The organism is Bordetella hinzii LMG 13501, assembly GCF_001548475.1.
In the GTDB taxonomy this organism is placed as follows: Bacteria; Pseudomonadota; Gammaproteobacteria; order Burkholderiales; family Burkholderiaceae_B; genus Bordetella; species Bordetella hinzii.
In genome coordinates, this window is the sequence record NZ_LRUJ01000017.1 from 38,726 (window position 1) to 63,608 (window position 24,883).

The following is a 24,883-nucleotide window of genomic DNA, read 5'->3' on the forward strand; positions in this document are numbered from 1 at the left end:
TCGGTCTTGTCGCAATTCTCATGTCTTATTTCGCGCGCCCGTGCCATTTGTCGCAAACCACCACCCCTTGGCGCGCCCGTGTTGCCCGCGACCCGTAAGCCCTCTAAGTCGTTGTTTTTCTGGGCCTCATCCCGCAGCAACCCGCCTCAACCCACATAGACCCGGTTGTCGCAATCCTCTTGTCCCCTCACAGCCGCCGTGAGCGCGCCCTGGAAGGCCGCGTTGACGCTGTTGCCTATGGTGATGAGCCGCACCACGCCATCCAGAAAGCCGGGCAGCTGGTTGACCATGCGGCGCCGCCGCTTGTCGGCCTTGCGCCAGAGACGGAAGAAACCCAGCAGCAAAAGCAGGGCAAAGGCCGCCACGGCCGACGCCGGGCCGCCGAACATCCCGCCCAGCCCGCCGGCCACAAGCGGCGGCAGCAGCAAAACGGCGTACAGCCTGCCGTCCGAACGTTCGCCGGCCAGCAGGAGCATGCGTGCCCAGGCGTTGCCGCCCATGCGGATGGGGCGCAGCAGCCGGTCGGCCGCGCCCTGCCCGGCCGCAGGATCCAGCCGCGAGGCCAGGAAAGCCGAGCTGGCCGTGCGCCGCGCCCCCACGCTGGCGCGGCGCAGCAGCACAAAGGCCACGGCCGCCATCAGCAGGGCCGCGCCCAACAGGGCCAGGGCCGCCGTCATCGCCGTCTGCCCCAGAAGCCGCCGCCGCCCGCGGGTTCGGGGTCGTCCGGCGCCAGCGAGGCGCGCATCTCGGTCCAGGCGCGCGCCAGCTTGGGTGTATGGGGATTGATACCCAGGCTCACCCAGTTGTCCTTGTCTTCGCCGTCCGGCGTCACATAAGACTCGTAACGATAGAGCTCCTGCGTGGCGATGACGTTGTCGCCCATGCCGGTGACCTCGGTCACCGAGATGACGCGCCGCTTGCCATTGGGCAGGCGGCCGATCTGGACGATGAAATCCAGCGCGCTGGCGATCTGGCGCCGCAGGCTGTCTTCGCTGCCCTGGAAGCCGGCGAAGCCCGCCAGCATTTCGATCCGGTACAGACATTCGCGCGGGGAATTGGCATGGATGGTGGCCATGGAGCCTTCGTGCCCGGTGTTCATGGCCTGCAGCATGTCCATGACCTCGGCGCCGCGCACTTCGCCCACCACCACCCGGTCGGGCCGCATCCGCAGGCTGTTGCGGATCAGGTCGCGGATGGTGATCGCTCCCCCGCCGTCAAAACCGCCTTGGCGCGACTCCAGCCGCACCACGTGCGGGTGGTTGAGCGACAGCTCGGCGGTGTCTTCGACCGTCACGACGCGCTCGCTCTCCGGAATGAAGAAGGCCAGCGCGTTGAGCAGCGAGGTCTTGCCCGAGCTCGTCCCGCCCGAAACCAGCACGTTGCAGCGATGCTTGACCGCCAGGTTCAGAAGGCGATGGATTTCCTCGTTGAACGTCCCCAGCACCAGGAGATCGGTCGGCTTGAGCGGATCCTGGCGGAACTTGCGGATGGACACCATGGGCCCGTCGACGGCCAACGGCTCGATCACAACGTTCAGGCGGCCGCCGTCGGGCAGCCGCGCGTCCACCATGGGGCTGGACTCGTCCAGCCGCCGGCCCAGCGGCGCCAGGATGCGCCGCACGATGCGCAGCACATGCTGGTTGTCCGTGAAGCGCAGGTTCTCGCGCGCCAGCACCCCGCGGCGCGACACGAAAACGTTGTTGTAGCCATTGATCAGCACGTCCTCGACCGCGGGATCGGCCAGCAGGTCTTCCAGCGGCCCCAGGCCGGCCAGCTCCTTGGTCAGCGAGCTGCTGATGTGAGCCAGCTCGGCCTCGTTGACCGCCAGCCGCCGCATGCGCGCGAAGCTGGCGACCTCGATCTCCACGAACTCCTGGATCGCCGCGCGCGTCCAGCGGCCGAACTCGGCCCCCAGCTCCTCGATGCGCGAGAGCAGGTGCTCGTAAGCCTGGCTCTTGACGTCCTGGAAACGCTGCGAGCTGGCGAACTCGTCCGGCTCCTGGCCGCTGCCGAACTCCATCGATGCCGACATGATCATGGTGGGCGATTCCTTCAGTACAGCATCATGCGCTTGTGAACCCCGGGCAGCCAGGCCGCCAGCCAGCCTTGGCGCGTGCCGGGCGCCATGCGTTCGGCCAGCATGCGGTCGACCAGGCCCTGCACCGCCTTCACATAGATATCGCGCCCGGCCTGTTGATAGAGCAGGCGACCCTGGTTGGTGCACAGCATCAGCGGCAGCGTGCGGTCCGGCAGGGTGCCGGCCAGCGCCAGCCCGAAGCGCTCGGCGATCTGCAGCGCGGTCATGCCGTAGCGCTCGTCGTAGCGGTTGACCACCAGCTTGATGGCATCGCGCTGCACATGCTGCTGTTCTAGCTCCCGCAGCACGCCGGCCAGCGACACCAGCGAACTCACGCTCTGGTCGGTCACCAGCCAGATATCCTGGGAGCTGCGCGCCAGCTTGGCGACGAACTCGGGATGGGAGAAGCCGCCCGCGTCGGTGACCAGGAAGCCATAGTGCTGGCGCAGGCGTTCGAACAGCGACAGCGAATCGGACGGCGAAAGGGCGCGCACCTGGGCCACGTCGCGCGGCAGCGCCATGGCGCTGACGCCCGCCGGCGTGTGGGCCATGGCCGAGCTGAGCAAGGTGCCGTCCAGGCGGCGCAGATTGCGCACCGCCTCGGCGAAATCGAAGTCGCTGTTGATGTTGAGATAAAGCAGGCAATCGCCGATGGGCCAGCCCAGGTCCAGCACGCAGACCCGCTCATTGAGCGGCAGTTGCGCGGCCATCAGCTCGCTTTTGGCCTGCGAGCGCGCGCCCTGGGCGTTCTGGCGCGCCAGCGCGACCTGCGCCAGATGCTGCTGCGCCAGGCCGGCGACATGCACGGCCAGGGTGCTGGCGCCCACGCCCGGGCGCGCGCCCAGCACCAGCACGCTGCGATGCGAGCCACCATTGCCATCGGCCTGGCGGCGGTCGGCGATCAGCCGCTGCACCACCGCCCTGACCTCGTCGGGCGAGACGGAAGGATCGACGAAATCGCTCACGCCGGCGCGCAGTGCCGCGATGGCGCCGTCGGGCTGCGAGAGATAGCCCACCGCCACCCGCGGCAACGAGGGCGCCACGCGCATGAGCACCCGGGCCAGGTCGGCGGCGATCAGCAGTTTTCCCGGATCGGCCTGGCCGCCCGTGAAGTCGAGAAACACGACCTGCGGATTGATTTCCGCCAGGCGCTGGGCGAGCACGTCCAACGCGGGCGATTCCTGGGTCAGCAGGCCGAGGTCGCCCACGGCCTGTCCCAGTTGCTGCGCCACGCCGTTGTCGCTTGAGCAGAACAGGAAGCAATTGGCCTTGTCCAGGCCAACCCATTCTCGGGCGTGAGTCTTCATATCGTTCACTGTGAGAAACCCGGCATTTGCTGGCCTCCCATGGGGCCCAGCAGGTAATACCCCCAGGCATTGAAGCCGGAGTCGGTCACTTCCTGGCGCGCGCCGGGTAGCGGCAGAGTGACGCCGCGCGCGATGGGCCGGACCAGACGAGGGGTGACGACGATGACCAGTTCGTTGTCCTCTTGCGAGTACTGCACATTGCGGAAGAATGAGCCGATGATGGGCAAGTCGCCCAGCAGCGGGATCTTGCTGACGTTGGCCTTGGTCTGGCGCGACACCAGACCGCTGATCAGGAAGCTCTCGCCGTCGCCCAGCTCGACCATGGTGTCGGCCCGCCGCGTGCGCAGGGCCGGGATGATGGTGGTCGAGTTGTTCGAGTTCACGATGGTCGTGCCGTTGGCGTAGTCCAGCTCGCTGGCCTCGGGCGCGACCTTCAGCGCGATACGCTCGCGCGAGATGACGGTGGGCGAGACGGTCAGGCCGATACCGAAGGGCTTGTAGACCACGTTCTGCGTGCCCAGCCCGCCCGACTCCGGCACGGGGATTTCACCGCCGGCCAGGAAGCTGGCGCTCTGTCCGGACAGGGCCAGCAGCGTGGGTTCGGCCAGCACGCGCGCCAGGCCATTGCTTTGCAGCAGTTGCAGCGTGGCGTTGAAATCGCGGCTGCTGTAGCTGATGGACCCCATGAAACCGCCCGCCAGGCTGGGCAGCAGGTTCACCCCGCCGCTGAAGCGCGAACCGCCGGCATTGAAGCTCACGCCGATATCCTTCATGACCGTGCGCGACACCTCGACCACCTTGACCTCGACCTGGACCACCCCGCTGGTATTGATCTGCGAGACATCCACCACATTCTTGTCGCCGCCGGCGGCCTCGACGGCGCCGCGATGCGCTTCGGCCGAGGGCGCCACGCCGCTGACCAGGCCGGTGCCGCCGGCCATGTCCACGAAGGCGCCTGGCTGCACGCCGCGCGTGGCCAGGGCCGCCTGCACATCGGTGGCCACGCGCACCACCCAGAGCTGGGGATCGCGCTGCCCGCGCGCCCAGATGCGCAGCTCGGTGGTGCCGGCCTTGCGGCCGATGATGATGACTTCGCCGGCCCGGTTCGGCCCGGCGGGGAGCACCTTGACGTCGGCGACCTCGGGGTCGGCCACGGCGATGCGCGAAGGCGGCGACGCCAGCCGCAGGGGCTCCTGGCCCTTGACCGCCACCACGATCTCGCCCGGGGCGGCAGGACTGGCGGCGGCCGAAGCCGGCGCCTGCTGGGCTTGGACGGACAGCGCCGGCGACAGGGCCAGCACGGCCATGAGCAGCGTCCATTTTCCTGCGGTGCGTACGGTAGTCATGCGCGTTTTCACGTGAAGGTCTGGAAAAACGGTCGTCAATAGGCCACGTTCTGCAGCGTCGAGCCGCGCAGCACCTCGACGCTGCGCCCCCCGCCCGAAGCCTGCGGCCGCGCGGGCGGCGACGGCGTCGGTCCGGCCAATTGGGTCAGGCCGTCGCCGGCGAAAGCCAGGTTCACCCCCTCCTGCGCGGCCGCTTTCTGCTCCGGCGTCAGGTTGGCGCGCGTGGCCAGCACCGGCGCGCGGGCCGGGAACAGGCTGGGATCGGGGACGGCATCATCGGCGGGCGACCGCAACACCAGCTGCAGCTTGCCGGCACGCGCGGCCAGCAAGAGCTCGTTGACCTTGGCCACGGGCACGGCCAGCATGGCGTTGCGCGCCACCGGCGCCGGGTTGCCAGTGCCCGCGCCCGCCGCGCGTTCGGACTCGGCGGGACCGTCGACCGAATCCCGGCCATAGGCCAGCACCTTGACGCGCGATTGCAGCAGCCGCATCTGCGAGCCCTGCACCTCGGCGCCGCGCTCCATCAGCATGAAGACATCGATCAGGTCGCCCGGCCGGATGCGGTTCTGCGCGCCGGCGATCTCGTCGACGGCGATCGTGACGGCGCGCTCGCCCGGCTCCAGGTGCGAGGCCAGGCCGATGGCCAATACATAGGGCCCGACGGGCTGGCCGGCCACCACTTTCTCGCGCAGGACACGGCCCGCCACGAGGCCGGGGTCCGCCACGGCCACCTCCGGCGCGACTTTCCACTGCTCGACCGCGAGCATGGTCTCGCTCAAGCGGGTGCCGGCGTCAATGTTTTCTTTCGCCACCACCACGGGGACCCTGACTTCGGCCTCCTGCGGCGCGCTCTGCGCCAGCGGCTGCGACGGCGGCGGCGGCGCATCGCGCATCGCCAGGCGGACCGCGAGATACCCCAGCACCAGGGCCACCAGGAGGAAGAACACGGCGGCGACTTTGGTCAGACTGTTCATGGCGTCACATCCTGCGGAATCTGCACAACGGCCCAGGCATTGAGCGTGCTGGGGAACCAGGGGCGGGAAGAAAAGGCGCTGACCAGGGAATTCATGGTGGCCAGCAGCGGCCAGGTGTCCGCGCGATAGGAAACCGACACGCGCGCGCAAGGCGGCGCGGCGCCCGCGGCGTTGGTCCAGGCGCAGGGCTGGACCTGGGTGGCGCAGCTGATGGCCATCCAGGAGGCTTCCTGGCGCGCCGCCGCGCAGGCCGCCCCGGGGTCGGCCACGCCCGTCCGAAAGCCTGTCTGCAGCATGGCCTGGGCGCCCTCGCCCGCCGCCTTGGTGACTTTCTGTTGGGCCCAGAACCAGGCGCCATAGCCGACAATGGCCACCACCAGCATGAGCATGAGCAACAGGGTGATGGCGAACTCGATGGCCGCCGCGCCGCGCTGATGGCAGGTGGGCCGCATGTCAGCCTCCCGCCACGGGGCCGCCGAGCCGCACCGAGGCGCGCGCGGTCAGCTGCGTCGGCAGCCAGGGCAGCACCCCCGGCAGCACGGGCACCAGCGGCCCGGCGAGATAGGGGTAGCGCACCAGGACTTCGATCTGATCGGGAGCCAGGGCGGCGCCGCTGCAGGCGCCCTCGCCCTGCAATAGCCCATTCGCCCCGCAGACCGCGATCGCGGCATTGGCATTGCCCATGCTCTGCACCCAGGAGACCTGGCGCAGCGCCTCGGCGCGGGCATGCAGCGCGCGCGGGGCCATGGCGTTGGCGCCCTGCCATTGCAAGGCCATGCGCGCGCCCTCCTGGGCCGCATGATTGACGGATTGCTGCGCTACGAAGATCAGGCCCCAGGTCAGAATGCCGTAGACAACCAGGAAGAACACCAGGAACACCAGGGCGAATTCGACGGCATAAGCGCCAGACTGAGCGCGAACAAGGCGAGGTAACCCGCGTAGGGCACGCCGCGCCGGACCCGCCGGGGATGGCGCATGACGGCCAGCGCCTGGCCAAGCGCATGGATGCCCGCCGGGACACTCGCCAGCAGCAGCACCATTAGCCAGGGCATGAGCCCCAGCCACAGGCCGAGCACGGCGAGATATTTGACGTCGCCCGCGCCCATGAGACGCAAGCGCCAGAACACGATGAAGAGCAAACCGATGGCAAAAGGCAATCCCGCGTCCAACCAGCCGCGCGGGCCGCTGGCCGGCCAGGCACCGGCGAGGCTGTGCGAAATCAGCCAGCCAAGCTGGGCCAAGGCGGCGATAGACACCAGCCAGTTGGGCACGCGCCGCCAGCCCAGGTCGTACACGGCGACCGCAGCGTTGAAGGCGAGCCAAGCCATCCACCACGCATTCTCCTTCAACAAGGTAAGACTCCCGTCGTTGATCAACGGCATCAAGGCGAGACGTGCCCGGAAGACGCGAAGACTCCGGACGAAACCGCAGCGATGAAGGCCCGCAGGCCTTCGTCGCTTGAAGCAGAATTACTGCGGATTGGTGTTCCCGCCGCCACCGGCCGGCGCGACGCTGGTCAACTCGGTATTGATCCGCCCGAACAGACTGTTCAGGCCGTCTGCCAATATGGTCAGGCCACCGATGATCGCCACTGCGACCAGTCCCGCGATCAGGCCATATTCAATGGCGGTCGCGCCGTCTTCGTCGCGCCAGAAAGAGGAAAGTTGCGCAAACATAGACACCTCCGAAAGCAAAAAAACAGGTACTACAGGTTGAAAAAACGCCGCGGCACCCGGGCGCTGCCATTGCCCGCCCGGGTGCGCCCGGAGAGGGTCAATCCTTACGACTTCTCAACATTTGTCTACCCGGCCGGCTTTCAGGCCGTCGGTCCCGCGGGGCGCGAGTTGCCGCCCAGAAGATCATCGACTCGCGCCGCCATGCGCAACTGATAGTCCTTGTAGCTGCGGTGCATCTGCCAACGCATGGCAATCAGGATCGCCACGGCCCCGGCGAAGGCCACATAGGGCAAGGAGGCGCCGCCCACCAGCCCGGCCTCGGCCGGGTCCAGCGCCGCGCGGCATACCACCACGCCGGCGGCGGCTCCCGTGTAATGCATGCCGCAGATCGCCACCGCCATCACGCCGGCGGCGGCCACCCGCTGCCACTCGCGCTGCACATTGAAGGCCAGCCAGATCGCCACCGTGGCGGCGAGAATGGCGATCAGCACCGACAGCGCGACCAGCGAACGATTCCAGCGAAAGACGGCGGGCATGTGTATGGCGCTCATGCCGATGTAGTGCATCGCCGCGACCGCCAGCCCCACCGTCACGCCCGCCACCAGGCAGCGCATCAGCGAAAACGGTTTGCCCCCCACATAGAGAAAGGCCGCGGCGGAAAAACCGATCGCCACCAGCGCGCTCAATATGGTCAGCCCCAGGCTGTAGGTCACGTCGAAAGGGAGGTATTGCGCCTGCATGCCGATGAAATGCATGCCCCAGATGCCGATGCCGCCCATCGCCACCGCGCCCACCACCACAAATCCCCGCCAACTATCTCCAAACTGTACGCTCAACCGGATCCGGGCCGCCGCACTTAATGCAACATATGCTCCCAGAAAGGCGATGACAAACGACAAGGTCACCAAAGCCATCTGGAACGAAAGCGGAACCACGTCTCCGGGATTCATTTCAACTCCGCGGTCAATTCGCAACGAGCACTAGCAAGAACCTAATCATTGCCACGCATCCTGTTAACCAGAACTGCGGTGTTGATTCACCCGAGAAATACTGAAATTTTTGTTTTGAAATGTTTATCTAGTCTTATCTATTAACATTCGCTTTACATCCGGGTTTTCCCGAACATTCGTAATATTGCGACATCAGAAGTGCAACCGATATTCATAATTCTGGCAATAAATGGAATTTTTTCGCAAAAGAACGGCAAAATATGTCAGGGCGGACTCCGCACTTGCCCGGGCGGTGCAATAAACGCAATCTAAATTCCTGGGGTTTGCGCAGGATTGCTGCCCCGAGGCCTTGCTGGCAAGATGCAACCAAAATCGACCCCGTAACGAACTGACAATAATCCAGCGCCCGAGCGCCCACCCGACAAGCCGCATCGATGAAGCATCCCGTCCTTCGCAGTTTGCTGGTCTCCCTGAGTCTCGCGCTGGGTATCCCCCCGGTCTGGGCCGACGGCCCCCTGCGGGGCAACCCCGTGGACGCGCTGCCGCAGATCGAGCGCCCCCCGGCCGCGGCGCCTCCCACACCGGTCGCGCCCACGCCGGAACAACAGGCAGTGGCCGCCCGGCTTGCGCAACATATTGTTCCGCGGCATTTCGATGTGTCGGGCGTCAAGACTATCCCCTTTGAGGAAGTTTCAGCTTTTCTTACGCCCCTGGCCGGCAAGGACATAACCGTCGCGCAACTGGTGGCCGAGGTCGACAAAATCACGGTGCTCTACAGGGAGCGTGGTTATCCGCTTTCTTTTGCCCTGGTGCAAAACCAGGATTTTGCCAACGGCCTGGTCGTGGTGACCGTGGTCGAGGGTTATATCGAGAATGTGCGCATCGACGGCGATATCGGCAATGCCCGGCAAAGGCTGGAAAGCCTGGCCCAGCCTTTATTGCAGGAAAAGCCGCTCAAGCAGGCCACGCTGGAGCGCGTGCTCAACCTGATGCGCACCGTGCCTGGCGTGTCGTTCACGCCGGCGCTGGAGTTGCCCAAGCGCGCCAGCGGCGCCACCGAACTGAGCTTGGAGGCCACGCGCAAGAAGTTCACCGGCAATGGCGGCATCGCCGATATGGGCACGGGCATGCAGCCCATCGTCAACGTGGGGGCCAACAGCCTCACGCCGCTGGGCGAGCAGGTCCGCCTGACGGCGAGCATCCCGCTCAATACCGATGATGTGAAGTACTTCGCCGGCGAGGTCCGGGTTCCGGTAGGCAACGACGGCTGGTCGGTCAAGGTCGACGGCTATCACTATCAAGCGCGGCCCCAGGATGACGCCGTCCAATACCTCGGTTTCGACCGCAAGGTGACGACCGACAGGATAGGCGTCGGGGTGAGCTACCCCATCCTGCTGAACAACCGGCGTTCGCTTACGGGCACGCTGGGCATGTACGCCACCAACTCCCAGGACCGCTACGACCAGCGCCACACCGACAACTGGCTGCGCGAGGACTCGCGCGTGCGGGCCGCCACGGCGGAGCTGCGCTACCTGGACGTCCTGCCGGAGCGCTCCACCGACGCCACCTTGAGCGTGTCCAAGGGCTTTGACAGCATGGGCGCGCGGGCCAAGGTCACCAGCAACTATGGCTACGAGGCGACGCCCCCCACCGACCTGGACTTCACACGCTGGAACCTGAGCGTGCGCCAGGCCTTCACCCTGCCAGCCCAGTTCGGCCTGGTGCTCAGCGGCGCCGGACAGTACAGCAGCGACATCCTGCCCACGTCAGAGCAGGTGTCGTTCGGCAGCTGGCGCTACGGCATGGGTTATCCGCAAGGCGAGATCAGCGGCGACAAAGGCCTGGGCCTGTCAGCCGAAATCAACCGGCGCTTCAATATCGGCTACCAATACCTGCGGGCCCTGCAGCCCTATGTCATGGTCGATTACGCCCGCAGCTGGTATAACAATCCGGCGCTCAAGCCTGTCAACCCCAAGCACCTCTCCTCGGTCGCGCTGGGTTTCCGTATAACGGACGACAAGTATTATCTGTTCGATTTCAATATCGCCAAGCCGGTCGGCGCAGCCACCGTGAACGACCGCGACCGCGATGTTCGCTTCAACGCCAATTATTCTTTGTTCTACGACGCCTTTTGAAAAACGCCGGGCGTTACGTAACGTCCGGCGTAACGTTCCCCGTAACACCCGGCGAATTTCGTGGAAAAACAACATTCACAACAGGCCTGCTTTCGCAAAAAGCAGGCCTTTCCATTTTGCGTGAAATCTCCTGTTTCATTGGCAAGTTGTTGATATATATGTATTTTTAAAAACCAGTCCTGAAGGAAAACCCGCCATCAGGGATAATCCGTAAAAACTTGGCATGAATCCTGCGTATGGAAAGGCATCGGGCGGCAAACGGCCTGACTTCCCATCCAAAGGAGCACATCATGCAAGTGAAGACTCAAAATCGCCGCGAGACCTCCCGGTTTGCGCTTTCCGTGATGAGTGTCGTGATGTTGGCGGCCCTGACCGCATGCGGCGGCGGCGGCGGCAGCCACCGTTCCGCCAGCGCCGGCCCGGGTCTGGGCGGCGACGGCGGCGGCGGTGGCGGCGGCGGTGGAGACACGCCCACCAACCCGCCGTCCAATACGACCACGGCGGGTCTGCTGCAGACCACGCTGGGCGGCACGGGCACTGCCGTGGATAATGCCCTGCCCTTGAATACCTCGGCCGCGCTGGGCGGGGTCGGCAAGGCCCTCGATCCGACGGTCAAACCGATCGTCGACACCGTGGAAAACCTGACCCAGACCGTCGGCCGGACCACGGGGCTGGGCCAACCGGTCGCCGGCACGTTGAACTCGGTGGGCGGCACGGTCAGCAATCTCGGCGATACGCTATCCGGCACCGGCCTGCCCGGCGGCCTGAGCACCGGCGTCGGCGGCCTGGTGAGCGGGCTGGGCGACACCGTGGGCAGCGTCGGCGGCCTGCTGGTTGCCGACCCCAAGAACCCCGATCCCCTGACCACCGTGGCCAAGAACGCCACTGGCGCGGTGGGCGCGCTGACCGCCGGGCTGACCGGCAATGGCGGACTGCTGCAGCCCGTGACGCAAACGGTGGCGGGATTGACCGGCGGCGTGCTGGGCCAATCCAAGGGCCCCCTCCTGGAACCCGCCCTGAACAATACCGGCAAGGCCGTGGACAATGTGCTGCCGCTGGGCTTGCAGCCGGCCTTGAGCGCGGTGGGCGCCGGGCTGGATCCGACCGTGGCGCCCATCGCCGCGACGGTGACCAACCTGACCCAGACCGTGGGCGCCACGACCACTTTGGGCACGCCGGTCTCGGGCCTGCTCACCAGCGTGGGAGGCACCATCGCCGGCGCCGGCGGAAACCTCGGCGGCGGCCTGCCGATAGGTGGCCTGAACGGCGTGCTGCAAGGCGTGGGCAATGCGGTGGCGCACGCCGGCGGCCTGGTCAAGGCCGACGCCGGCAACCCCAACCCCCTGGGCGCGGTGCTGAAGGACGCCACCGGCGCGGTCGCCTCGCTGACCGGCGGCCTGGGCCTGTCCGGCAATGGCGGCCTGCTCTCGCCGATCACCGGCGGCCTGCTGGGCGGTGTGACCGGCGGTAATGCCAACGGTGGCCTGCTCTCGCCGGTGACCGGATTGCTGGGCGGCCTGACGGGCGGCGCGGTGGGCGGCACGGGCGGCAACGCCGGCCTGCTGGGCGGTTTGCTGGGCGGCCTGACCGGCGGCGCTTCGGGCGGCGGCTCGACGGGCGGCACGGCCAATGGCGGACTGCTGGGCGGCTTGCTGGGCGGCGTGACGGGCACGGCCAACGGCGCGACCAACGGCGCGGCCAACGGCGGCTTGCTGGGCGGCGTGCTCGGCGGCGGCGCCGGCGGCGGCCTGGTGGGCGGTGTCGTCACCACGGTGACCACGACCGTCGCCACGGTAACGGGCGGCGCGGCCGGCATAGGCGCGGCCGGCTCCGGATCCGCGGGCGGCAGCGCCGGCAACGGCGGCCTGCTCGGCGGACTGCTTGGCGGGGTCGCCGGCGGCACGGCCGCAGGCACGACGGGCGCCGGGGCCAATGGCGGTCTGCTCGGCGGACTGCTGGGCGGACTGGGCGGTAAGAAGTAATCCCCCGGAACGAGCAACCCTCCCGGAGCAACGCCATGTTCGAAGCAGCCCGTATCGTCACAGAAGAACGCCACGGCGGCGCCGAGTTCGGCGCCGGCGCAGAGCCGGCGGTTCCCCAGACAGGGGCCGTCGCCGACATCGCGGCGATTCTGAGCCAGCAATTGGCGGTGTACGCCACGGCCAACCAGGCCGCGGTCGCCGAAAAACTCGGCCTGTCCATCACGGAACTCAAGGCCCTGGAACTGGTGCAGGAGCTGGATGCCTTGCCGACCGGCCAGCTCGGCCAACTGCTGGGAATCAGCTGGGGCGGAGCCACGGCCTTGATCAACCGCCTGGAGGCCGCGGGCTTCGTCCAGCGGGGGCGGCACCCGCTGGACCGGCGCATCATCGTGATCCGTCCCATCGCCGAGCGCTGCAAGGCGCTGGTCCAGGCCCGCCAGGCCGTCTTGGAGGAGGTGCACTTCCTGAGCCGGCAGTTCGACGCGCAGCAGATGCGCGCGGTACAGGCCTTCCTGTTGCAATATGTCCGCAGCCTGCGTCACGACACGCAGCTGTGGCTGCAGGCCCGCAGCGGCCGCGACGTGATGGAAAACTGAGACTGGGCCGCCCCGCGAGAGGATCCGACAGCCGCCGCGGGGCGGCTTTTTTTATGGCGGCGGGCAGCTACGCCGTCTTGCGCGCGCGCCTGGGCCGGGGCGGCACGCCGATGCGCTCGTCGCGCCCGCGCACGCCCCTGACGATGGCCGCGGCCAGCGACTCGAAGTCCTCGTGGCCTTGCGGCAGATACAGCCATTTGCCCAGTTCGGGATGCGGCCGCAGGGCCGGCATCTGCGCCATGAGGCTGGCATGATGGGCTTGCGAGGTGCAGACCAGCAGGCCATTCCAGGGCTCCGCCCGGTCCGCGACAACCAGGCAGAGCAGGCCGTCCAGATAGGCGGCGTCGCAGCCGAACATCTTGCGCCGCGCATAGCCGGGCTCGTCTTCCAGCGGCTCGAACACCCAGGCCAGGGAATTCAGGCGCGCGGGCGTCTTTTTCCGGGGCGGTTCGAACAGCGGCTGACGGCCGGCCATGGCGGCTAGCGGCCGATGGCGTAGGCCTGCATCAGCCGCGGCGTGGCTGCCGCGTGCAGGAGGCCGTCCGCGTCGCGCGCGGCCGCCGTCAGGCGGCCCACGCTCCAGGCCGGGACCGCCTCGATCTGGTGGCCGCGCGCGCGCAGGTCATCGATCACCTCCGCGCCGAAGCTGGCTTCGAGCGCCAGATGGCCCGGCTTGCGGTCGCGCGGATAGAAGGAGGTCGGGAAATGCTGGGTATGCGACATGGGCAGGTCGATGGCCTCCTGCAGATTCAGGCCATGGTGAACGTGGCGCAGGAAGAGCAGCAGCTGCCATTGCTCCTGCTGGTCGCCGCCCGGCGTGCCGAACACCATATAAGGCCGGCCGCCGCGCAACGCCAGCGAGGGAGTGAGCGTGGTGCGCGGCCGTTTGCCCGGCGCCAGCGAGCAGGGCAGGTCCGGCTCCAGCCAGAACATCTGGGCCCGCGTGTTCAGGCCGAAACCGAGCTCCGGGATGACGGGCGAAGACTGGAACCAGCCGCCCGAGGGCGTGGCCGACACCATATTGCCCCAGCGGTCGATGACGTCCACATGGGTGGTATCGCCGCGCTTGACCGAGGCGCGCATGTCGGCCAGGGTGGGCTCGCTGCCCGCCGCGCCCACCGGCGTGACCTTGGACAGCCGCGACAGCGTGTCCATCACGCGCGCCAGCTGGGCTTCGAAGCCCAGCACCTGGCCCGGCCGCAGCGCATGCGAGGCGGTCTCACCGATCAGGGCGCGGCGCGCGTCGTTGTAGGCGTCGGAGAGCAGGATGTCCAGGGGCACGTCGGTAAAGCGCGGGTCGCCGTAATAGACCTCGCGGTCGGCGAAAGCCAGCTTCATGGCTTCGGTCACGCGATGGATGAAGGCGGCGCTGTTGGCGCCCATCGCGCCCAGGTCCGTGCCCTTGAGCAGGGCCAGCGTCTGCAGGAAGACCGGCCCCTGGCTCCAGGCGCCGGCCTTGGCGACGGTATAGTCGCCGTACTCGTAGGTCAGCGGCGCCTCGTAGCTGGCCGACCAGCCGGCCAGGTCGCTGGCCCGCAGCACGCCGCGATGCGCGCGGCCGCTCTCGTCCATGACTTCCTTGCGGGCGAAACGGTCGATGGCCTCGGCGATGAAGCCCCGGTAGAAAGCATCGCGCGCCGCGTCGATCTGCCGCTCGCGGTCACCGCCCGCGGCCTCGGCCGCCTCCAGCACCCGGCGCCAGGTGCGCGCCAGGGCGGGGTTGCGGAACAGCTTGCCGGCGCCGGGCACCTGTCCGCCGGGCAGGTAGACCTCGGCCGTGGTCGGCCAATGCTGTTGGAAGAAATCCTTCAGGCCGGCGATGGTGTTGCTGATGCGCGGCATCAGCGCGTGGCCGGACTCGGCGTAGAAGATCGCCGGCTCAAGGACATCGCGCACGCGCATGGACCCGTGGTCGCGCAGCAGCAGCATCCAGGCGTCGAAGGCGCCCGGGATCACGGCCGGCAACAGGCCGTTGCCGGGGATGAGGTCCAGCCCCAGTCCGCGATAGTGCTCCAGCGTCGCGCCGGCCGGCGTGGGCCCCTGGCCGCAGAGCACCTCGGTCTTGCCCGTGCGCGCGGCGTGGAACAGCACCGGCACTTCGCCGGCCGGGCCCACCAGGTGGGGTTCGACCACTTGCAGCACAAAGCCGGCGGCCACGGCGGCATCGAAGGCGTTGCCGCCGCGCTCCAGCAGGCTCATGCCGCTGGCGCTGGCCAGCCAGTGCGTGGAAGTCACCACGCCGAAGCTGCCCAGGATTTCCGGACGGGTGGTGAACATGCGCGTGTCCATTGTCATTTCTTGGCTACCTTGACGTCCTTCAGGCGGATCAGGCCATCGGGATAGGCGACAAAGCCGTCGATCGTCTTCTGCACGCCGAAGATCCAGGGCAGGTAGAAGAGATAGATCTGCGGACGCTCGGCCGTCATCTTCTGCAGCACCTGGCTGTAGAGCGCGCGGCGCTTGCCTTCGTCGGCGATCGAACGGGCCTCATTGAGCCACTTGTCGATCTCGGCATCGCAAAAGCGGCCGTCGTTCAGGTTGCCCTTGCAGCTGACGTATTGATGGATGTTGCCGCTCGGATCGACCCGGCCGGACCAGCCGGTCTGCCCGACCTGGAAGTCGCCGCGCGCCAGCGCGGCCTGGACGGCGGCGAACTCCAGCGGACGCAGGGTGATGTCGAAGCCGGCTTCGGCGCCCATGGCCTGGATCAGCTCCATCACCTGCTGCATGGTGGTGTTGTTGCCATAGGTGAGCTCGAACTTCACGCGGTCCAGGCCGGCGGCCTTGAGCAGGGCCTGGGCCTTCTTGGGATCGCGCCCCTGGTGCTCGACGCTCTTGTCGTAGGCAAAGCTGGCCGGCGGGAAGGGCTGGTGGGCCGGCTGGAACATGCCCTGGCCCACGACCTGGTTGATGACATCGCGGTCGATGGCCAGATCCAGCGCCTGGCGCACGCGCGCGTCCTTGGCCAGGGGCGTGTCGGCGCGCGCGCCGTTGGCGATATTCACGGCGATGGACTGGAAGCCCAGCCCGGTGACCGGCGCCAGGGTCAGCTTGGCATCGTTCTTGACCGCGTCGGCGTCGGTGGGCGCGATGCGCTCGACGATGTCCAGGCCGCCGGCGCGCAGGTTGTTCAGGCGCACGGTGGAGTCCGGAATGGGCGTGAAGACCACCTGCTCGAAGTGGTAGCTGGCCGCATCCCAGTATTGCGGGAATTTCTCGAGCACGATGCGATCGTTCTGCACGCGCTCCTTGAAGCGGTAGGGGCCGGAGCAGACCGGCTTGCTGCCGGGATCCTTGTCGAAGGTGGCCGGCGAAATCATCATGCCGGCACGGTCGGAAAGTTGCGACAGCAGCGAGGCGTCGGCCTCTTTCAGGCGCAGCACGACAGTCTGGGCATCGGGCGCTTCCACGCTGCCCACCGAAGACAGCTCGCTCTTGCGGTTGCTGTCGGGCAGGGTCATGGCGCGCTCGAGATTGGCCTTGACCGAGGCCGCATCGATGGGCGTGCCGTCGTGGTAGACGGCGCCCTTGCGCAGCTTGAAGGTCAGCGATTTGCCGTCTTCGGAGGTGGACCAGGATTCGGCCAGCTGGGGCACGAATTTCAGGTCGGGCGTGATGTCCACCAGGCGGTCGCACAGCGAGGCGAATACGATGCGGCCCACGAAGGTGCGCGCGCGGGCGGGATCCAGCACGTCGGGATCATCCTGCAGCCCGACTCGCAGGGTCTGCGCCGAGACGGCGGTGGTGGCGGCCAGGCCGGCGACGGCCAAGGCGAAACGGAGTTTGGACATGAAGGCTCCCCAAAGAAGAATGCCGGCCATTCTACTCTTGGGGCCAGAAAAAACGCCGGGGCGGCCCCCGGCGTTTTGCAGCGCGAGAACAGCTTTAATCGCCGCGCATATGGCCTTGTTTGACCACCTCGGCCAGGCGCGCGCGCTCGTTGGTCGCAAAGGTGGTGAACTCGGCGCGGCTGCCGCCGCCCGGCTCGATGCTGCTCTGCTTGAGCGCGTCCTGCACCTCCTTGGTCTGCAGCGCCCGGTTGACGGCGGCGTTCATCTTGTCCATCACGTCGGCCGGCGTGCCGGTCGGCGCGTACAGGCCGGCCCAGTGGCCGATCAGGATGCTGGGAAAGCCGGCTTCCTTGGTCGTCGGGATGTCCGGCGCGCTGGCCATGCGCTTGTCCAGCGTGGTCGCCAGGGCCTTGAGCTTGCCCGACTTCACCAGGGGCAGCGTGACGATGCTGGCCTCGGAGGTGGCGTCGACCTGCTTGCCGACCACGGCGGTCACACCTTCCGAACCGCTCTTGTACGAGATCGGCTCGACCGGCAGGCCGGTGGCCTCTTTCATCATCACGGCCACGAAATGCGGCGTGCTGCCATTGCCGGCGGTCGAGAAGGTAATACGGTCGGTCTTCTTGGCGCGCGCGTTCTCGACGAATTCCTTCAGGTCCTTGGCGGGATTGTCGGGACTGGTGACGATGACCGAGGGCGTGACCGACAACAGGGCCACCGGCGTGAGCTCCTCGTCCTTGTAGGGCTGGTCGGAGCGGATCAGGCTGTTGGTGACGGTGCCGTTGCTGCCGACCAGATAGGTATAGCCGTCGGCGGCGCTGCGGGCGACGTGGGCCGAGCCGACCACGCCGCCGGCGCCGGGCCGGTTCTCGACGATGATGTTCTGCTTGAGTTCGGCGCCCACCGCCTTGGCGATGATGCGGGCCACCAGGTCATTGGCGCCGCCAGCCGAGAACGGGGCGACGAAGGTGATCGGATGGGCGGGCCAGTCCGCGGCCTGCGCGCCGAAGGCCAGGCTGGCCAGGGCCAGCGCGGCGGCGGCCTTGAACGAAGGTTTCATAGGAGTGTCTCCTCTAAAAAACAAGGACGCGCGGGCTATAGCGCGTCCAGCGCCAGATAGCGGCGCGTTTGCACGATTTCCTCGCGTTCCTTGAAGCTGGTGAGCTCCTCGGCCAACGCGCTGGAATCGCCGGTTGCACGGATCTGGGCGAGCGTCTTCTGCATGGCATGAATGGCGGCGCGCTGCAGATCCGAAGGAATGATGGCGAGCTGATATCCCAGGGCCGAGAGTTCGTCGATCGGCACCAGCGGGGTCTTGCCGCCGTAGAACATATTGATGAGCTTGGGGCCGGGCAGGCGGCGAGCGATCTCGCGGATCTGTTCGAGGGTTTCGGGCGCCTCGACGAAGATCATGTCGGCGCCGGCCTGGACATAACGCTCGGCGCGGGCGATGGCGGCCTCGAAGCCTTCCACGGCAATCGCGTCGGTGCGCGCGATCACCAGGCAGTCCGGATCGCTCAGGGCCTGGCGCGCGATGCGGATCTTCAGGCACATCTCGTCGGCATCCACCAGGCTCTTGTCATCGAGGTGGCCGCAACGCTTGGGGAAAGACTGGTCTTCGATGTGGAAACCCGCCACGCCCGCCCGCTCGAAGGCGCGCACGGTGCGCTCCACATTGGCCGAGCCGCCGAAACCGGTATCGGCGTCGGCCACCACGGGCAGGCCGCTGGCCTCGACGATTTTCTCGATGCGGTCCAGCACTTCGGTAAAGCTCAGGATGCCCAGGTCAGGATAGCCGGCGGCGCGCGCGATGGCGCCGCCGCTGGCGTAGACGGCCTCGAAGCCGGCCATCGCGACCAGCCGGGCCGACATGCCGTCATAGGCGCCAGGCGCCACCAGGGTCTTGCCGGCCGACAGGGCCTGGCGCAGTTTTTGGGTGGGTTTCATCAGCAAACTCCTTGCAAGCGGGCCGCGGCCCCAGGGGTCGCCATGATGGTCAGATTCGATCCAAATGTCTAATATATGAAAAATGACTTACCAGTACCTTTAAAGTATGGATTCAGGCGATGGAGTTGAGGCATTTGCGGTACTTCGTGGTAACGGCGCAGACGCAGCATTTCACCCGGGCGGCCGAATTGCTGGGCATGGCGCAACCGCCCCTGAGCCAGCAGATCCGCGAACTGGAACGCGAAATCGGCACGCCGCTGTTTGACCGCGTGGGCCGGGGCGTGGCCTTGAGCGACGCGGGCCGCGCCTTCCTGCCTTGCGCCGAGGACATCCTGGCGCGCGTGGCCGAGGCCGGCGATATCGCCCGGCGCGCCGCCCGCGGCGAGGTCGGCGTGCTGCGGCTGGGGTTTACCGAATCGGCCTCTTTCAATGACACGGTCACCCATGCCATCAGCGGCTACCAGCAGCGCCATCCCGACGTGGAGCTGCGCCTGGATGAAAGCCAGAGCGAAACCCTCGTCAAGCGCGTGACCGCCGGCGACCTGGACGCCGCTTTCGTGCGCCCGCCCTTTGCCCTGTCCGGCTCGATCCGCTACCTGCCGCTGGCCGAGGAGACCCTGATCGCCGCCCTGCCCGCCGGGCACGCCCTTGCCGGGCACAAGCGCATCACGCTGGCCGACCTGCGCCATGAGCGCTTCATCGACTACTCGCGCAAATCGGGCTATGGCCTGTCGGCCGACATCATCGCCGCCTGCCGCCGCCACGGCTTCAATCCCGTCATCCGGCAGCGCGCGCCGCAGCTGTCATCGGCCGTCAACCTGGTGGCCGCCGGCATCGGCGTGGCCGTCGTGCCGGCCTCCATGCGGCATATGCGCGCCCGGGGCATCCGCTACCTGCCGCTGGAACTGGACTGGCCGCGCGCGGTGCTGGGCCTGGCCATCCGCAATGGCCGGCGCTCGGCGGTCGTGGACAATCTCTTGCGCCTGCTCGATATCGAGGCAGAATAAGGTCTGGCGGATACCGTCCCATGAACGCTGAAGACATCGTGCGCCGCCTGGCGCTCATCCCCCACCCCGAAGGCGGCTATTACCGCGAGACCTACCGTGCCGCCGAAACCGTGCGGCGTGGCGACGGCGCCCGCCGCGCGGCCGGCACGGCGATCTACTACCTGCTGTGCAATGGCGCGTATTCCGCCTGGCACCGCATCCAATCGGATGAGATCTGGCATTTCTATGCCGGCGGCGAATTGCGGGTGCACGAGCTGCAAGCCCAGGGCGGCCTCGTGACGCACCGCCTGGGCCCCACGTCGGGCGCGTTCCAGGCCGTGGTGCGCGCGGGCAATTGGTTCGGCGCCGAACTGGCCGATCCCGACGGCTATGCGCTGGTGGGCTGCACGGTCGCGCCGGGCTTTGAATTCAGCGAATTCGAACTGGCCGACACCGCGGCGCTGCTGCGGGCATACGCCGCGCACGAGGCGCTGGTCCGCCGGCTGGGGCCGGGCCGCTGAGCAGGCGCCAGGCGCCGGCCGGCCGCATGGCCCCGCCGCCCGGCGCCGCCAGCCTCATGGCTTGATGCGCGTGATCTTCGAGCCTTCCAGGCCCAGGCCGGCCATCAGGCCTTCGCCCCCGAAGGGCACGGCGTAGACGTCCTGCGACAAGGTGGTGGTCGACACGCTGGCTGCCTGGGATTGATCCCAGACGACCAGGCTGGGGCCGCTGCCCAGGGCCCAGCCATCGCTTTCGTTCAGGTAGTTGAGCGCTTTCTGGTTCATGAAGAAAAGCGCATAGCCGAAGGCCTGGGCGCCGGCCTGCAGGCCGACGGAGACGGCCGCGATATCGTAATAACCGGCGGCCTCCTTGCCCTTGAACAGCGTGCCCTGCCCGTGCTCGCCGCCGACAATGAAGCCGGCCTTGTAGATCTTGGGGAAGACCAGCACGGCGACCGCCTTTTCGCCCAGCGTGCGCGTGCTGGGCACCGTGGCATACAGATGCTGCAAGGCCCTGGACGACTCGGCGCGGATCTGCGCGGCGTCATCGGCGCGCGCCGGCCCCGGGCCGGCCAGCATGCCGGCCAGCGCCAGCGCGGCGGCCCCGAGCGAACGGCCAAGCCAGCCGCGGGCACCACCCAGATTGTTGCGACTTACCATGACAGACATGAACGACCTCTGGCGTTGAAGGAGGCGCCCCTGTGTTTCGGCGCGCATCGAGTATTCAGACCCGGCCGGTTCTTGTCAATCGCGCGGCGCCAGGGCCGCGGCCAGGCTGTTGTCGGCCAGCTTGCGGGCCTGTTCGGGCGTCAGCGCCAGGTGCTCGTGCAGGGCCATGAAGTTCTCCAGCACATAGCCGCCGAAATACGCCGGGTCATCGGAATGGATGCTGACGTTCAGGCCCCGGTCCAGCATGTCGAGCACGGTGTGCTCGCCCATGTGAGAAAAGACCTTGAGCCGCACGTTGGACAAGGGGCAGACGGTCAGCGGGATCTGCCGGTCGGCCAGATGCTCGATCAGGCGCGGGTCTTCCCAGGCGCGCACGCCATGGTCGATGCGCTCGACCTTGAGCAGATCCAGCGCCTCCCAGATGTATTGCGGGGGCCCTTCTTCGCCGGCATGCGCCACGCCGGGCAGGCCTTCGGCACGGGCGCGGGCGAACACCCGTTCGAACAAGCGCGGCGGAAACCCCGCCTCGCTGCTGTCCAGGCCGACCGCGACGAAGGCCTCGCGATGCGGCAGGGCTTGCTCCAGCGTGCGCATGGCCGCAGCCTCCGGCAGGTGGCGCAGAAAACTGAGGATGAGGCCGCTGCTGATGCCCAGCTGCCGGCGCCCATCGGCAAGAGCGGCTTGTATGCCGGCCAGCACCGCCTCGAAAGGCACGCCGCGGTCGGTATGGGTCTGCGGATCGAAAAAGGGCTCGGTGTGGGTCACGCCCTGCTGGGCGCACTTGCGCAGATAGGCCCAGGTCAGGTCGTAGAAATCCTGCTCGGTCCGCAGGACCTGGGCGCCCAGGTAATAGAGATCGAGGAATTCCTGCAGGTTCTGGTAGCGGTAGGCCTGGCGCAGCGCATCGATATCAGGCCAGGGCAGGCGCACGCCGTTGCGCTGCGCCAGCGCGAACAGCAGCTCGGGCTCGAGCGAACCCTCCAGATGGATGTGCAACTCGGCTTTGGGAAGCGCGGTCAGCCAGTCTTGCATGATGTGTCCTCGGGTTGATCGCGATGATACCGCCTTCCGGTCAAATTTCTCAATAAATGAATTAATTTCATTTTTTATTCTCTAAAAAAGAATATTGCGCTATGCTGGCCGGCAGCACGAGGAAACCCGCATGGAACTCTCCGATTTACGCATCTTCCTGGCGGTGGCGCGCGAGCAAAGCGTGACGCGGGCGGCCCAGGCCCTGGATCGTGTCCCGTCCAATGTCACGACGCGCATCCAGCAGTTGGAAGACCGCCTGGGCCACGCGCTTTTCACGCGCGAAAACAAACGCATGCTGCTGTCGGACGCCGGCCAGACCCTGGCCGCCTACGCCGTCCGCCTGCTGGACCTGGCCCAGGAAGCCGAACAGGCCCTGCGGGCGGCCGAGCCGGGCGGCCGCCTGCGCCTGGGTTCGATGGAAAGCGCCGCCGCCAGCCGCCTGCCGGCGCCGCTGGCCCGCCTGCATGCCCGCTGGCCGGACCTGGACATCCAGCTGCGCACCGGCACGACGCGCTTTCTGGCCGACGCGGTCGCCAGCCATGCGCTGGATTGCGCCATCGTCGCCCATCCCGGCGCCGAACGCCCCGCCGACGTCGATGCGCTGGGCACGGGGCTGCACGGCGAGTATCTCTTTACCGAAGAGCTGCTGCTCGTCATGCCGCCCGGCGGCGCCAGCCCGCGCGCCCTGGCCACCTTCGCGCGAGGTTGCGCCTATCGCGAACGCGCCGAACAATGGCTGCGCGAGACGGGCACGGACCCGGGCCGGCTGCAGATGCTGGAACTGGCCTCCTATCACGCCATCCTGGCCTGCGTGATGGCGGGCTCCGCCATGGCCGTGCTGCCGCGCTCGGTGCTGGCCTTGCAGCCGGCGTCCCCGCCGGCGCGCGCCATCGGCCCGGCCCATTGCTTTCTTATCCGCCGCAAAGGCCACGACAGCGCCAACTACCAGGCGCTGCTCGGCGCGCTGCGCGACTGACTCTATGGAGCTTCCCATGAACGACTTCACCTCCCGCCTGGGCCTGGCGTTGCCCCTCGTGCAGGCGCCCATGGCTGGCGTCAGCACCCCTGCCCTGGCCGCCGCCGTCTCCAATGCCGGCGGCCTGGGCGCGCTCGGGCTGGGCGCGGGCGATGCGCAAGCCGCGCGCAAGGCCATCGCCGACACGCGCGCCCTGACCTCGCGCCCGTTTGCCGTGAATGTCTTCTGTCATCGGCCGGGCGTGGCCGATCCGGCGCGCGAGGCCGCCTGGCTGCGGGCGCTGGCCCCGCGCTTTGCCGAATTCGGCGCCACCCCGCCGGCCGCGCTCAAGGAGATCTACACCAGCTTCCAGGCCGATGAGGACATGCTGCAGATGCTGCTGGAGACGCGACCGGCCGTGGTGAGCCTGCATTTCGGCCTGCCGGAACGCAAGAAACTGGACGCGCTGCGCGCCGCCGGCATCTACCTGATGGCCACGGCCACCCAGCCCGACGAAGCGCGCCGCATCGCCGAGGCCGGCGTGGACGCCATCGTGGCGCAAGGCATAGAGGCGGGCGGGCATCGCGGCACCTTCGATGACACGCCGCGCGACGAGCGCCTGGGCACCATGGCCCTGACCCGCCTGCTGGCCGCCCGCCTGCAGCGGCCCGTGATCGCGGCCGGCGGCATCATGGACGGCGGCGGCATCGCAGCCGCCCTCGCCCTGGGCGCCCAGGCCGCGCAACTGGGCACCGCCTTCATCACCTGCCCGGAGTCCTCGGCCGACGCCGCCTACCGGCAGGCCTTGCTGGGCCATGCCCATGTGGCCACCACCTTCACCCGCGCCATCTCCGGCCGGCTGGCGCGCAGCGTCGTCAACCGCTTCACCGAGTTCGGCGATGCCGCCGACACCCCGCCCGTGCCGGGCTATCCCATGACCTACGATGCCGGCAAGGCGCTGAACGCGGCGGCCAAGGCCAAGGGCGAGCACGGTTATGCGGCGCAATGGGCCGGGCAGGCCGCCGCCCTGTCCCGCGGCCTGCCCGCCGCCCAGCTGGTGGCCGCGCTGGCCGAAGAGTGGCGCCAGGCTCAGGCTTCGGCGTAGGTGGTAAAGCCGGGCCGTTCGGCCAGCCTGGCGCAATAGGCATCGACGGCCGGCAGCGCCGGCCGGTCGAAGCCGGTCGCGCGCCAGCGCTGCACCGACAGGCCGATCACGATATCGGCCAGGCTGAAAGCCTGCCCCGCCACGTAGGCGCCGGTGTCGGCCAGGCGCGCCTCCAGCACGCCCATGGCGCGAGACCACGCCAGGCAGGAGGCCTCTATCTGCGCCGTATCCTGGAAGGCCGGCGCGCGCCGCACCAGGCCCATGAAGGCATAGCGCCAGGCCGAGTTCAGGTCGGTCGCCTGCCAATCCATCCATTGATCCACCCGCGCCCGCTCGCGCGGCGCGGCCGGATAGAGCCAGGCGCCCTCATATTGATTGGCCAGGTAGCGCAGGATGCTGTTGGACTCCCAGAGCACGAAGTCGCCGTCGACGAGAACCGGAACCTGGGCATTGGGGTTGAGCGCCAGGAATCCCGGCTCGTCCAGGGCCCGGAACCCCGCGCCCCAGTCTTCGCGCGTATGGCGCAGCCGTAGTTCGTCGCAAGCCCACAGGACTTTGCGCACATTGATGGAAGAAGCCTTGCCCAGAATACGCATGCCGGTCCGCCGCCAGGTTGAAAGCGCCAGTCTACGGCGGCAACCCGGATGGCGACAGATACAGTTGCGGCCCGGCGCGGGCGCAACAGCCCGGCAGCGCCGGCTGCTACCATGAGGCTGTCGCAGACACGATGCGCCCGGGCACCATGGCCAGGGGCCGACAGAATCGGTCCGGATCACCTCGACGCGCATACGCAAGCTCCCTACCCTGCACGGTCAACACAGGCGCCGGCTCTGGATCGCTTGCGACGGCGGGCGA

Annotated in this window: 25 protein-coding genes; 7 read left to right on the forward strand and 18 right to left on the reverse strand. The window is 67.8% G+C overall.

Going from position 1 to position 24,883, the window contains the following annotated elements:
• Positions 1–146: 146 nt before the first annotated feature.
• The 10 genes from AXA74_RS12900 to AXA74_RS12945 all read right to left on the reverse strand — a co-directional run bounded on the left by AXA74_RS12900 (position 147) and on the right by AXA74_RS12945 (position 8,330).
• Entirely contained in the window at positions 147–677 is a 531-nt protein-coding gene (locus AXA74_RS12900; protein ID WP_232019812.1) for a hypothetical protein, read from the reverse strand.
• Positions 674–2,038, reverse strand: a complete 1,365-nt coding sequence (locus tag AXA74_RS12905; RefSeq protein WP_029581274.1) for a CpaF family protein — start codon at positions 2,036–2,038, stop codon at positions 674–676. Before AXA74_RS12905 ends, AXA74_RS12900 begins: the two co-directional genes overlap by 4 nt.
• Positions 2,039–2,052: 14 nt before the next feature.
• Positions 2,053–3,393 (reverse strand): P-loop NTPase family protein, encoded by a 1,341-nt coding sequence (locus AXA74_RS12910; protein ID WP_032977718.1) that lies wholly within the window; start codon positions 3,391–3,393, stop codon positions 2,053–2,055.
• Entirely contained in the window at positions 3,390–4,691 is a 1,302-nt protein-coding gene (locus AXA74_RS24550) for a type II and III secretion system protein family protein (RefSeq protein ID WP_029581276.1), read from the reverse strand. Before AXA74_RS24550 ends, AXA74_RS12910 begins: the two co-directional genes overlap by 4 nt.
• 74 nt (positions 4,692–4,765) lie before the next feature.
• Complete coding sequence (gene cpaB, locus AXA74_RS24555; protein WP_032955871.1) at positions 4,766–5,704, reverse strand: Flp pilus assembly protein CpaB; 939 nt, start codon at positions 5,702–5,704, stop codon at positions 4,766–4,768.
• Positions 5,701–6,156, reverse strand: a complete 456-nt coding sequence (locus tag AXA74_RS12925; protein WP_032955870.1) for a TadE family protein — start codon at positions 6,154–6,156, stop codon at positions 5,701–5,703. Before AXA74_RS12925 ends, cpaB begins: the two co-directional genes overlap by 4 nt.
• Before the next feature lies 1 nt (position 6,157).
• Positions 6,158–6,583: a TadE/TadG family type IV pilus assembly protein gene (locus AXA74_RS12930; RefSeq protein WP_185843321.1), complete on the reverse strand. Its 426-nt coding sequence runs from the start codon at positions 6,581–6,583 to the stop codon at positions 6,158–6,160.
• Entirely contained in the window at positions 6,544–7,056 is a 513-nt protein-coding gene (locus AXA74_RS24560) for an A24 family peptidase (RefSeq protein ID WP_158333021.1), read from the reverse strand. The genes AXA74_RS12930 and AXA74_RS24560 overlap by 40 nt, the downstream gene beginning before the upstream one ends.
• A gap of 117 nt (positions 7,057–7,173) precedes the next feature.
• A complete protein-coding gene (locus AXA74_RS12940) occupies positions 7,174–7,380 on the reverse strand; it encodes a Flp family type IVb pilin (protein WP_032977711.1) in 207 nt (68 codons plus the stop codon).
• A gap of 140 nt (positions 7,381–7,520) precedes the next feature.
• Positions 7,521–8,330, reverse strand: a complete 810-nt coding sequence (locus tag AXA74_RS12945) for an MHYT domain-containing protein (RefSeq protein ID WP_032977708.1) — start codon at positions 8,328–8,330, stop codon at positions 7,521–7,523.
• A gap of 434 nt (positions 8,331–8,764) precedes the next feature.
• Here AXA74_RS12945 and AXA74_RS12950 point away from each other — a divergent pair, with 434 nt between their 5' ends.
• From AXA74_RS12950 to AXA74_RS12960, 3 genes are all read left to right on the forward strand, one after another.
• Positions 8,765–10,465, forward strand: coding sequence for a ShlB/FhaC/HecB family hemolysin secretion/activation protein (locus AXA74_RS12950; protein WP_032977705.1), 1,701 nt, complete (start codon positions 8,765–8,767; stop codon positions 10,463–10,465).
• A gap of 290 nt (positions 10,466–10,755) precedes the next feature.
• On the forward strand, positions 10,756–12,447 hold the full coding sequence (locus AXA74_RS12955; RefSeq protein WP_032955864.1) for a collagen-like triple helix repeat-containing protein: 1,692 nt from the start codon (positions 10,756–10,758) through the stop codon (positions 12,445–12,447).
• A gap of 35 nt (positions 12,448–12,482) precedes the next feature.
• Positions 12,483–13,043, forward strand: coding sequence for a MarR family winged helix-turn-helix transcriptional regulator (locus AXA74_RS12960; protein WP_029581285.1), 561 nt, complete (start codon positions 12,483–12,485; stop codon positions 13,041–13,043).
• A 67-nt stretch (positions 13,044–13,110) separates the two neighbouring features.
• On the opposite strand, the gene AXA74_RS12965 is transcribed toward AXA74_RS12960, so the two are convergent.
• The 5 genes from AXA74_RS12965 to AXA74_RS12985 all read right to left on the reverse strand — a co-directional run bounded on the left by AXA74_RS12965 (position 13,111) and on the right by AXA74_RS12985 (position 18,781).
• Entirely contained in the window at positions 13,111–13,518 is a 408-nt protein-coding gene (locus AXA74_RS12965) for a hypothetical protein (RefSeq protein WP_029581286.1), read from the reverse strand.
• Between the two features lie 5 nt (positions 13,519–13,523).
• On the reverse strand, positions 13,524–15,320 hold the full coding sequence (locus tag AXA74_RS12970) for a gamma-glutamyltransferase family protein (RefSeq protein ID WP_185844188.1): 1,797 nt from the start codon (positions 15,318–15,320) through the stop codon (positions 13,524–13,526).
• Between the two features lie 14 nt (positions 15,321–15,334).
• The gene (locus tag AXA74_RS12975; RefSeq protein WP_029581288.1) at positions 15,335–16,834 is read right to left on the reverse strand and encodes an ABC transporter substrate-binding protein; all 1,500 of its coding nucleotides are present in this window, start codon (positions 16,832–16,834) and stop codon (positions 15,335–15,337) included.
• A 94-nt stretch (positions 16,835–16,928) separates the two neighbouring features.
• Positions 16,929–17,894 carry a tripartite tricarboxylate transporter substrate binding protein gene (locus AXA74_RS12980; RefSeq protein WP_029581289.1) on the reverse strand — a complete coding sequence of 322 codons (966 nt, stop codon included), beginning with the start codon at positions 17,892–17,894 and terminating at the stop codon, positions 16,929–16,931.
• 35 nt (positions 17,895–17,929) lie between these two features.
• A complete protein-coding gene (locus AXA74_RS12985; protein ID WP_032955859.1) occupies positions 17,930–18,781 on the reverse strand; it encodes an isocitrate lyase/PEP mutase family protein in 852 nt (283 codons plus the stop codon).
• Between the two features lie 119 nt (positions 18,782–18,900).
• Here AXA74_RS12985 and AXA74_RS12990 point away from each other — a divergent pair, with 119 nt between their 5' ends.
• The gene (locus tag AXA74_RS12990; protein WP_029581291.1) at positions 18,901–19,788 is read left to right on the forward strand and encodes a LysR family transcriptional regulator; all 888 of its coding nucleotides are present in this window, start codon (positions 18,901–18,903) and stop codon (positions 19,786–19,788) included.
• 20 nt (positions 19,789–19,808) lie between these two features.
• Entirely contained in the window at positions 19,809–20,288 is a 480-nt protein-coding gene (locus tag AXA74_RS12995; protein ID WP_029581292.1) for a cupin domain-containing protein, read from the forward strand.
• Positions 20,289–20,342: 54 nt separating this feature from the next.
• Here the strand turns inward: AXA74_RS12995 and AXA74_RS13000 are convergent, their stop codons facing one another.
• Positions 20,343–20,936 carry a lipid-binding SYLF domain-containing protein gene (locus AXA74_RS13000; RefSeq protein ID WP_306378348.1) on the reverse strand — a complete coding sequence of 198 codons (594 nt, stop codon included), beginning with the start codon at positions 20,934–20,936 and terminating at the stop codon, positions 20,343–20,345.
• 75 nt (positions 20,937–21,011) lie between these two features.
• A complete protein-coding gene (locus AXA74_RS13005; protein ID WP_032955857.1) occupies positions 21,012–21,968 on the reverse strand; it encodes an adenosine deaminase in 957 nt (318 codons plus the stop codon).
• A gap of 130 nt (positions 21,969–22,098) precedes the next feature.
• On the opposite strand from AXA74_RS13005, the gene AXA74_RS13010 reads away from it, so the two are divergent.
• Both AXA74_RS13010 and AXA74_RS13015 read left to right on the forward strand, forming a co-directional pair.
• Entirely contained in the window at positions 22,099–22,944 is an 846-nt protein-coding gene (locus AXA74_RS13010; RefSeq protein ID WP_032955855.1) for a LysR family transcriptional regulator, read from the forward strand.
• A 16-nt stretch (positions 22,945–22,960) separates the two neighbouring features.
• Entirely contained in the window at positions 22,961–24,028 is a 1,068-nt protein-coding gene (locus AXA74_RS13015; RefSeq protein WP_048940277.1) for an NAD(P)H-dependent flavin oxidoreductase, read from the forward strand.
• On the opposite strand, the gene AXA74_RS13020 is transcribed toward AXA74_RS13015, so the two are convergent.
• Positions 24,013–24,624 carry a glutathione S-transferase family protein gene (locus tag AXA74_RS13020; protein ID WP_029581297.1) on the reverse strand — a complete coding sequence of 204 codons (612 nt, stop codon included), beginning with the start codon at positions 24,622–24,624 and terminating at the stop codon, positions 24,013–24,015. The two genes, AXA74_RS13015 and AXA74_RS13020, sit on opposite strands and share 16 nt — an antisense overlap.
• Positions 24,625–24,883 lie beyond the last annotated feature (259 nt).

What these genes read in the sequence shown, in the direction of transcription:
- AXA74_RS12985 (WP_032955859.1), bottom strand. Translation starts at nt 18,781, where the DNA reads ATGAAACCCACCCAAAAACTGCGCCAGGCCCTGTCGGCCGGCAAGACC.
- AXA74_RS12995 (WP_029581292.1), top strand. Translation starts at nt 19,809, where the DNA reads ATGAACGCTGAAGACATCGTGCGCCGCCTGGCGCTCATCCCCCACCCC.
- AXA74_RS13020 (WP_029581297.1), bottom strand. Translation starts at nt 24,624, where the DNA reads ATGCGTATTCTGGGCAAGGCTTCTTCCATCAATGTGCGCAAAGTCCTG.
- AXA74_RS12925 (WP_032955870.1), bottom strand. Translation starts at nt 6,156, where the DNA reads ATGCGGCCCACCTGCCATCAGCGCGGCGCGGCGGCCATCGAGTTCGCC.
- AXA74_RS12970 (WP_185844188.1), bottom strand. Translation starts at nt 15,320, where the DNA reads ATGTTCACCACCCGTCCGGAAATCCTGGGCAGCTTCGGCGTGGTGACT.
- AXA74_RS13015 (WP_048940277.1), top strand. Translation starts at nt 22,961, where the DNA reads ATGAACGACTTCACCTCCCGCCTGGGCCTGGCGTTGCCCCTCGTGCAG.
- cpaB (WP_032955871.1), bottom strand. Translation starts at nt 5,704, where the DNA reads ATGAACAGTCTGACCAAAGTCGCCGCCGTGTTCTTCCTCCTGGTGGCC.
- AXA74_RS13010 (WP_032955855.1), top strand. Translation starts at nt 22,099, where the DNA reads ATGGAACTCTCCGATTTACGCATCTTCCTGGCGGTGGCGCGCGAGCAA.
- AXA74_RS12940 (WP_032977711.1), bottom strand. Translation starts at nt 7,380, where the DNA reads ATGTTTGCGCAACTTTCCTCTTTCTGGCGCGACGAAGACGGCGCGACC.
- AXA74_RS12900 (WP_232019812.1), bottom strand. Translation starts at nt 677, where the DNA reads ATGACGGCGGCCCTGGCCCTGTTGGGCGCGGCCCTGCTGATGGCGGCC.
- AXA74_RS13005 (WP_032955857.1), bottom strand. Translation starts at nt 21,968, where the DNA reads ATGCAAGACTGGCTGACCGCGCTTCCCAAAGCCGAGTTGCACATCCAT.
- AXA74_RS24550 (WP_029581276.1), bottom strand. Translation starts at nt 4,691, where the DNA reads ATGGCCGTGCTGGCCCTGTCGCCGGCGCTGTCCGTCCAAGCCCAGCAG.
- AXA74_RS13000 (WP_306378348.1), bottom strand. Translation starts at nt 20,936, where the DNA reads ATGTCTGTCATGGTAAGTCGCAACAATCTGGGTGGTGCCCGCGGCTGG.
- AXA74_RS12960 (WP_029581285.1), top strand. Translation starts at nt 12,483, where the DNA reads ATGTTCGAAGCAGCCCGTATCGTCACAGAAGAACGCCACGGCGGCGCC.
- AXA74_RS12905 (WP_029581274.1), bottom strand. Translation starts at nt 2,038, where the DNA reads ATGATCATGTCGGCATCGATGGAGTTCGGCAGCGGCCAGGAGCCGGAC.
- AXA74_RS12955 (WP_032955864.1), top strand. Translation starts at nt 10,756, where the DNA reads ATGCAAGTGAAGACTCAAAATCGCCGCGAGACCTCCCGGTTTGCGCTT.
- AXA74_RS12965 (WP_029581286.1), bottom strand. Translation starts at nt 13,518, where the DNA reads ATGGCCGGCCGTCAGCCGCTGTTCGAACCGCCCCGGAAAAAGACGCCC.
- AXA74_RS12990 (WP_029581291.1), top strand. Translation starts at nt 18,901, where the DNA reads ATGGAGTTGAGGCATTTGCGGTACTTCGTGGTAACGGCGCAGACGCAG.
- AXA74_RS12980 (WP_029581289.1), bottom strand. Translation starts at nt 17,894, where the DNA reads ATGAAACCTTCGTTCAAGGCCGCCGCCGCGCTGGCCCTGGCCAGCCTG.
- AXA74_RS12945 (WP_032977708.1), bottom strand. Translation starts at nt 8,330, where the DNA reads ATGAATCCCGGAGACGTGGTTCCGCTTTCGTTCCAGATGGCTTTGGTG.
- AXA74_RS12975 (WP_029581288.1), bottom strand. Translation starts at nt 16,834, where the DNA reads ATGTCCAAACTCCGTTTCGCCTTGGCCGTCGCCGGCCTGGCCGCCACC.
- AXA74_RS12950 (WP_032977705.1), top strand. Translation starts at nt 8,765, where the DNA reads ATGAAGCATCCCGTCCTTCGCAGTTTGCTGGTCTCCCTGAGTCTCGCG.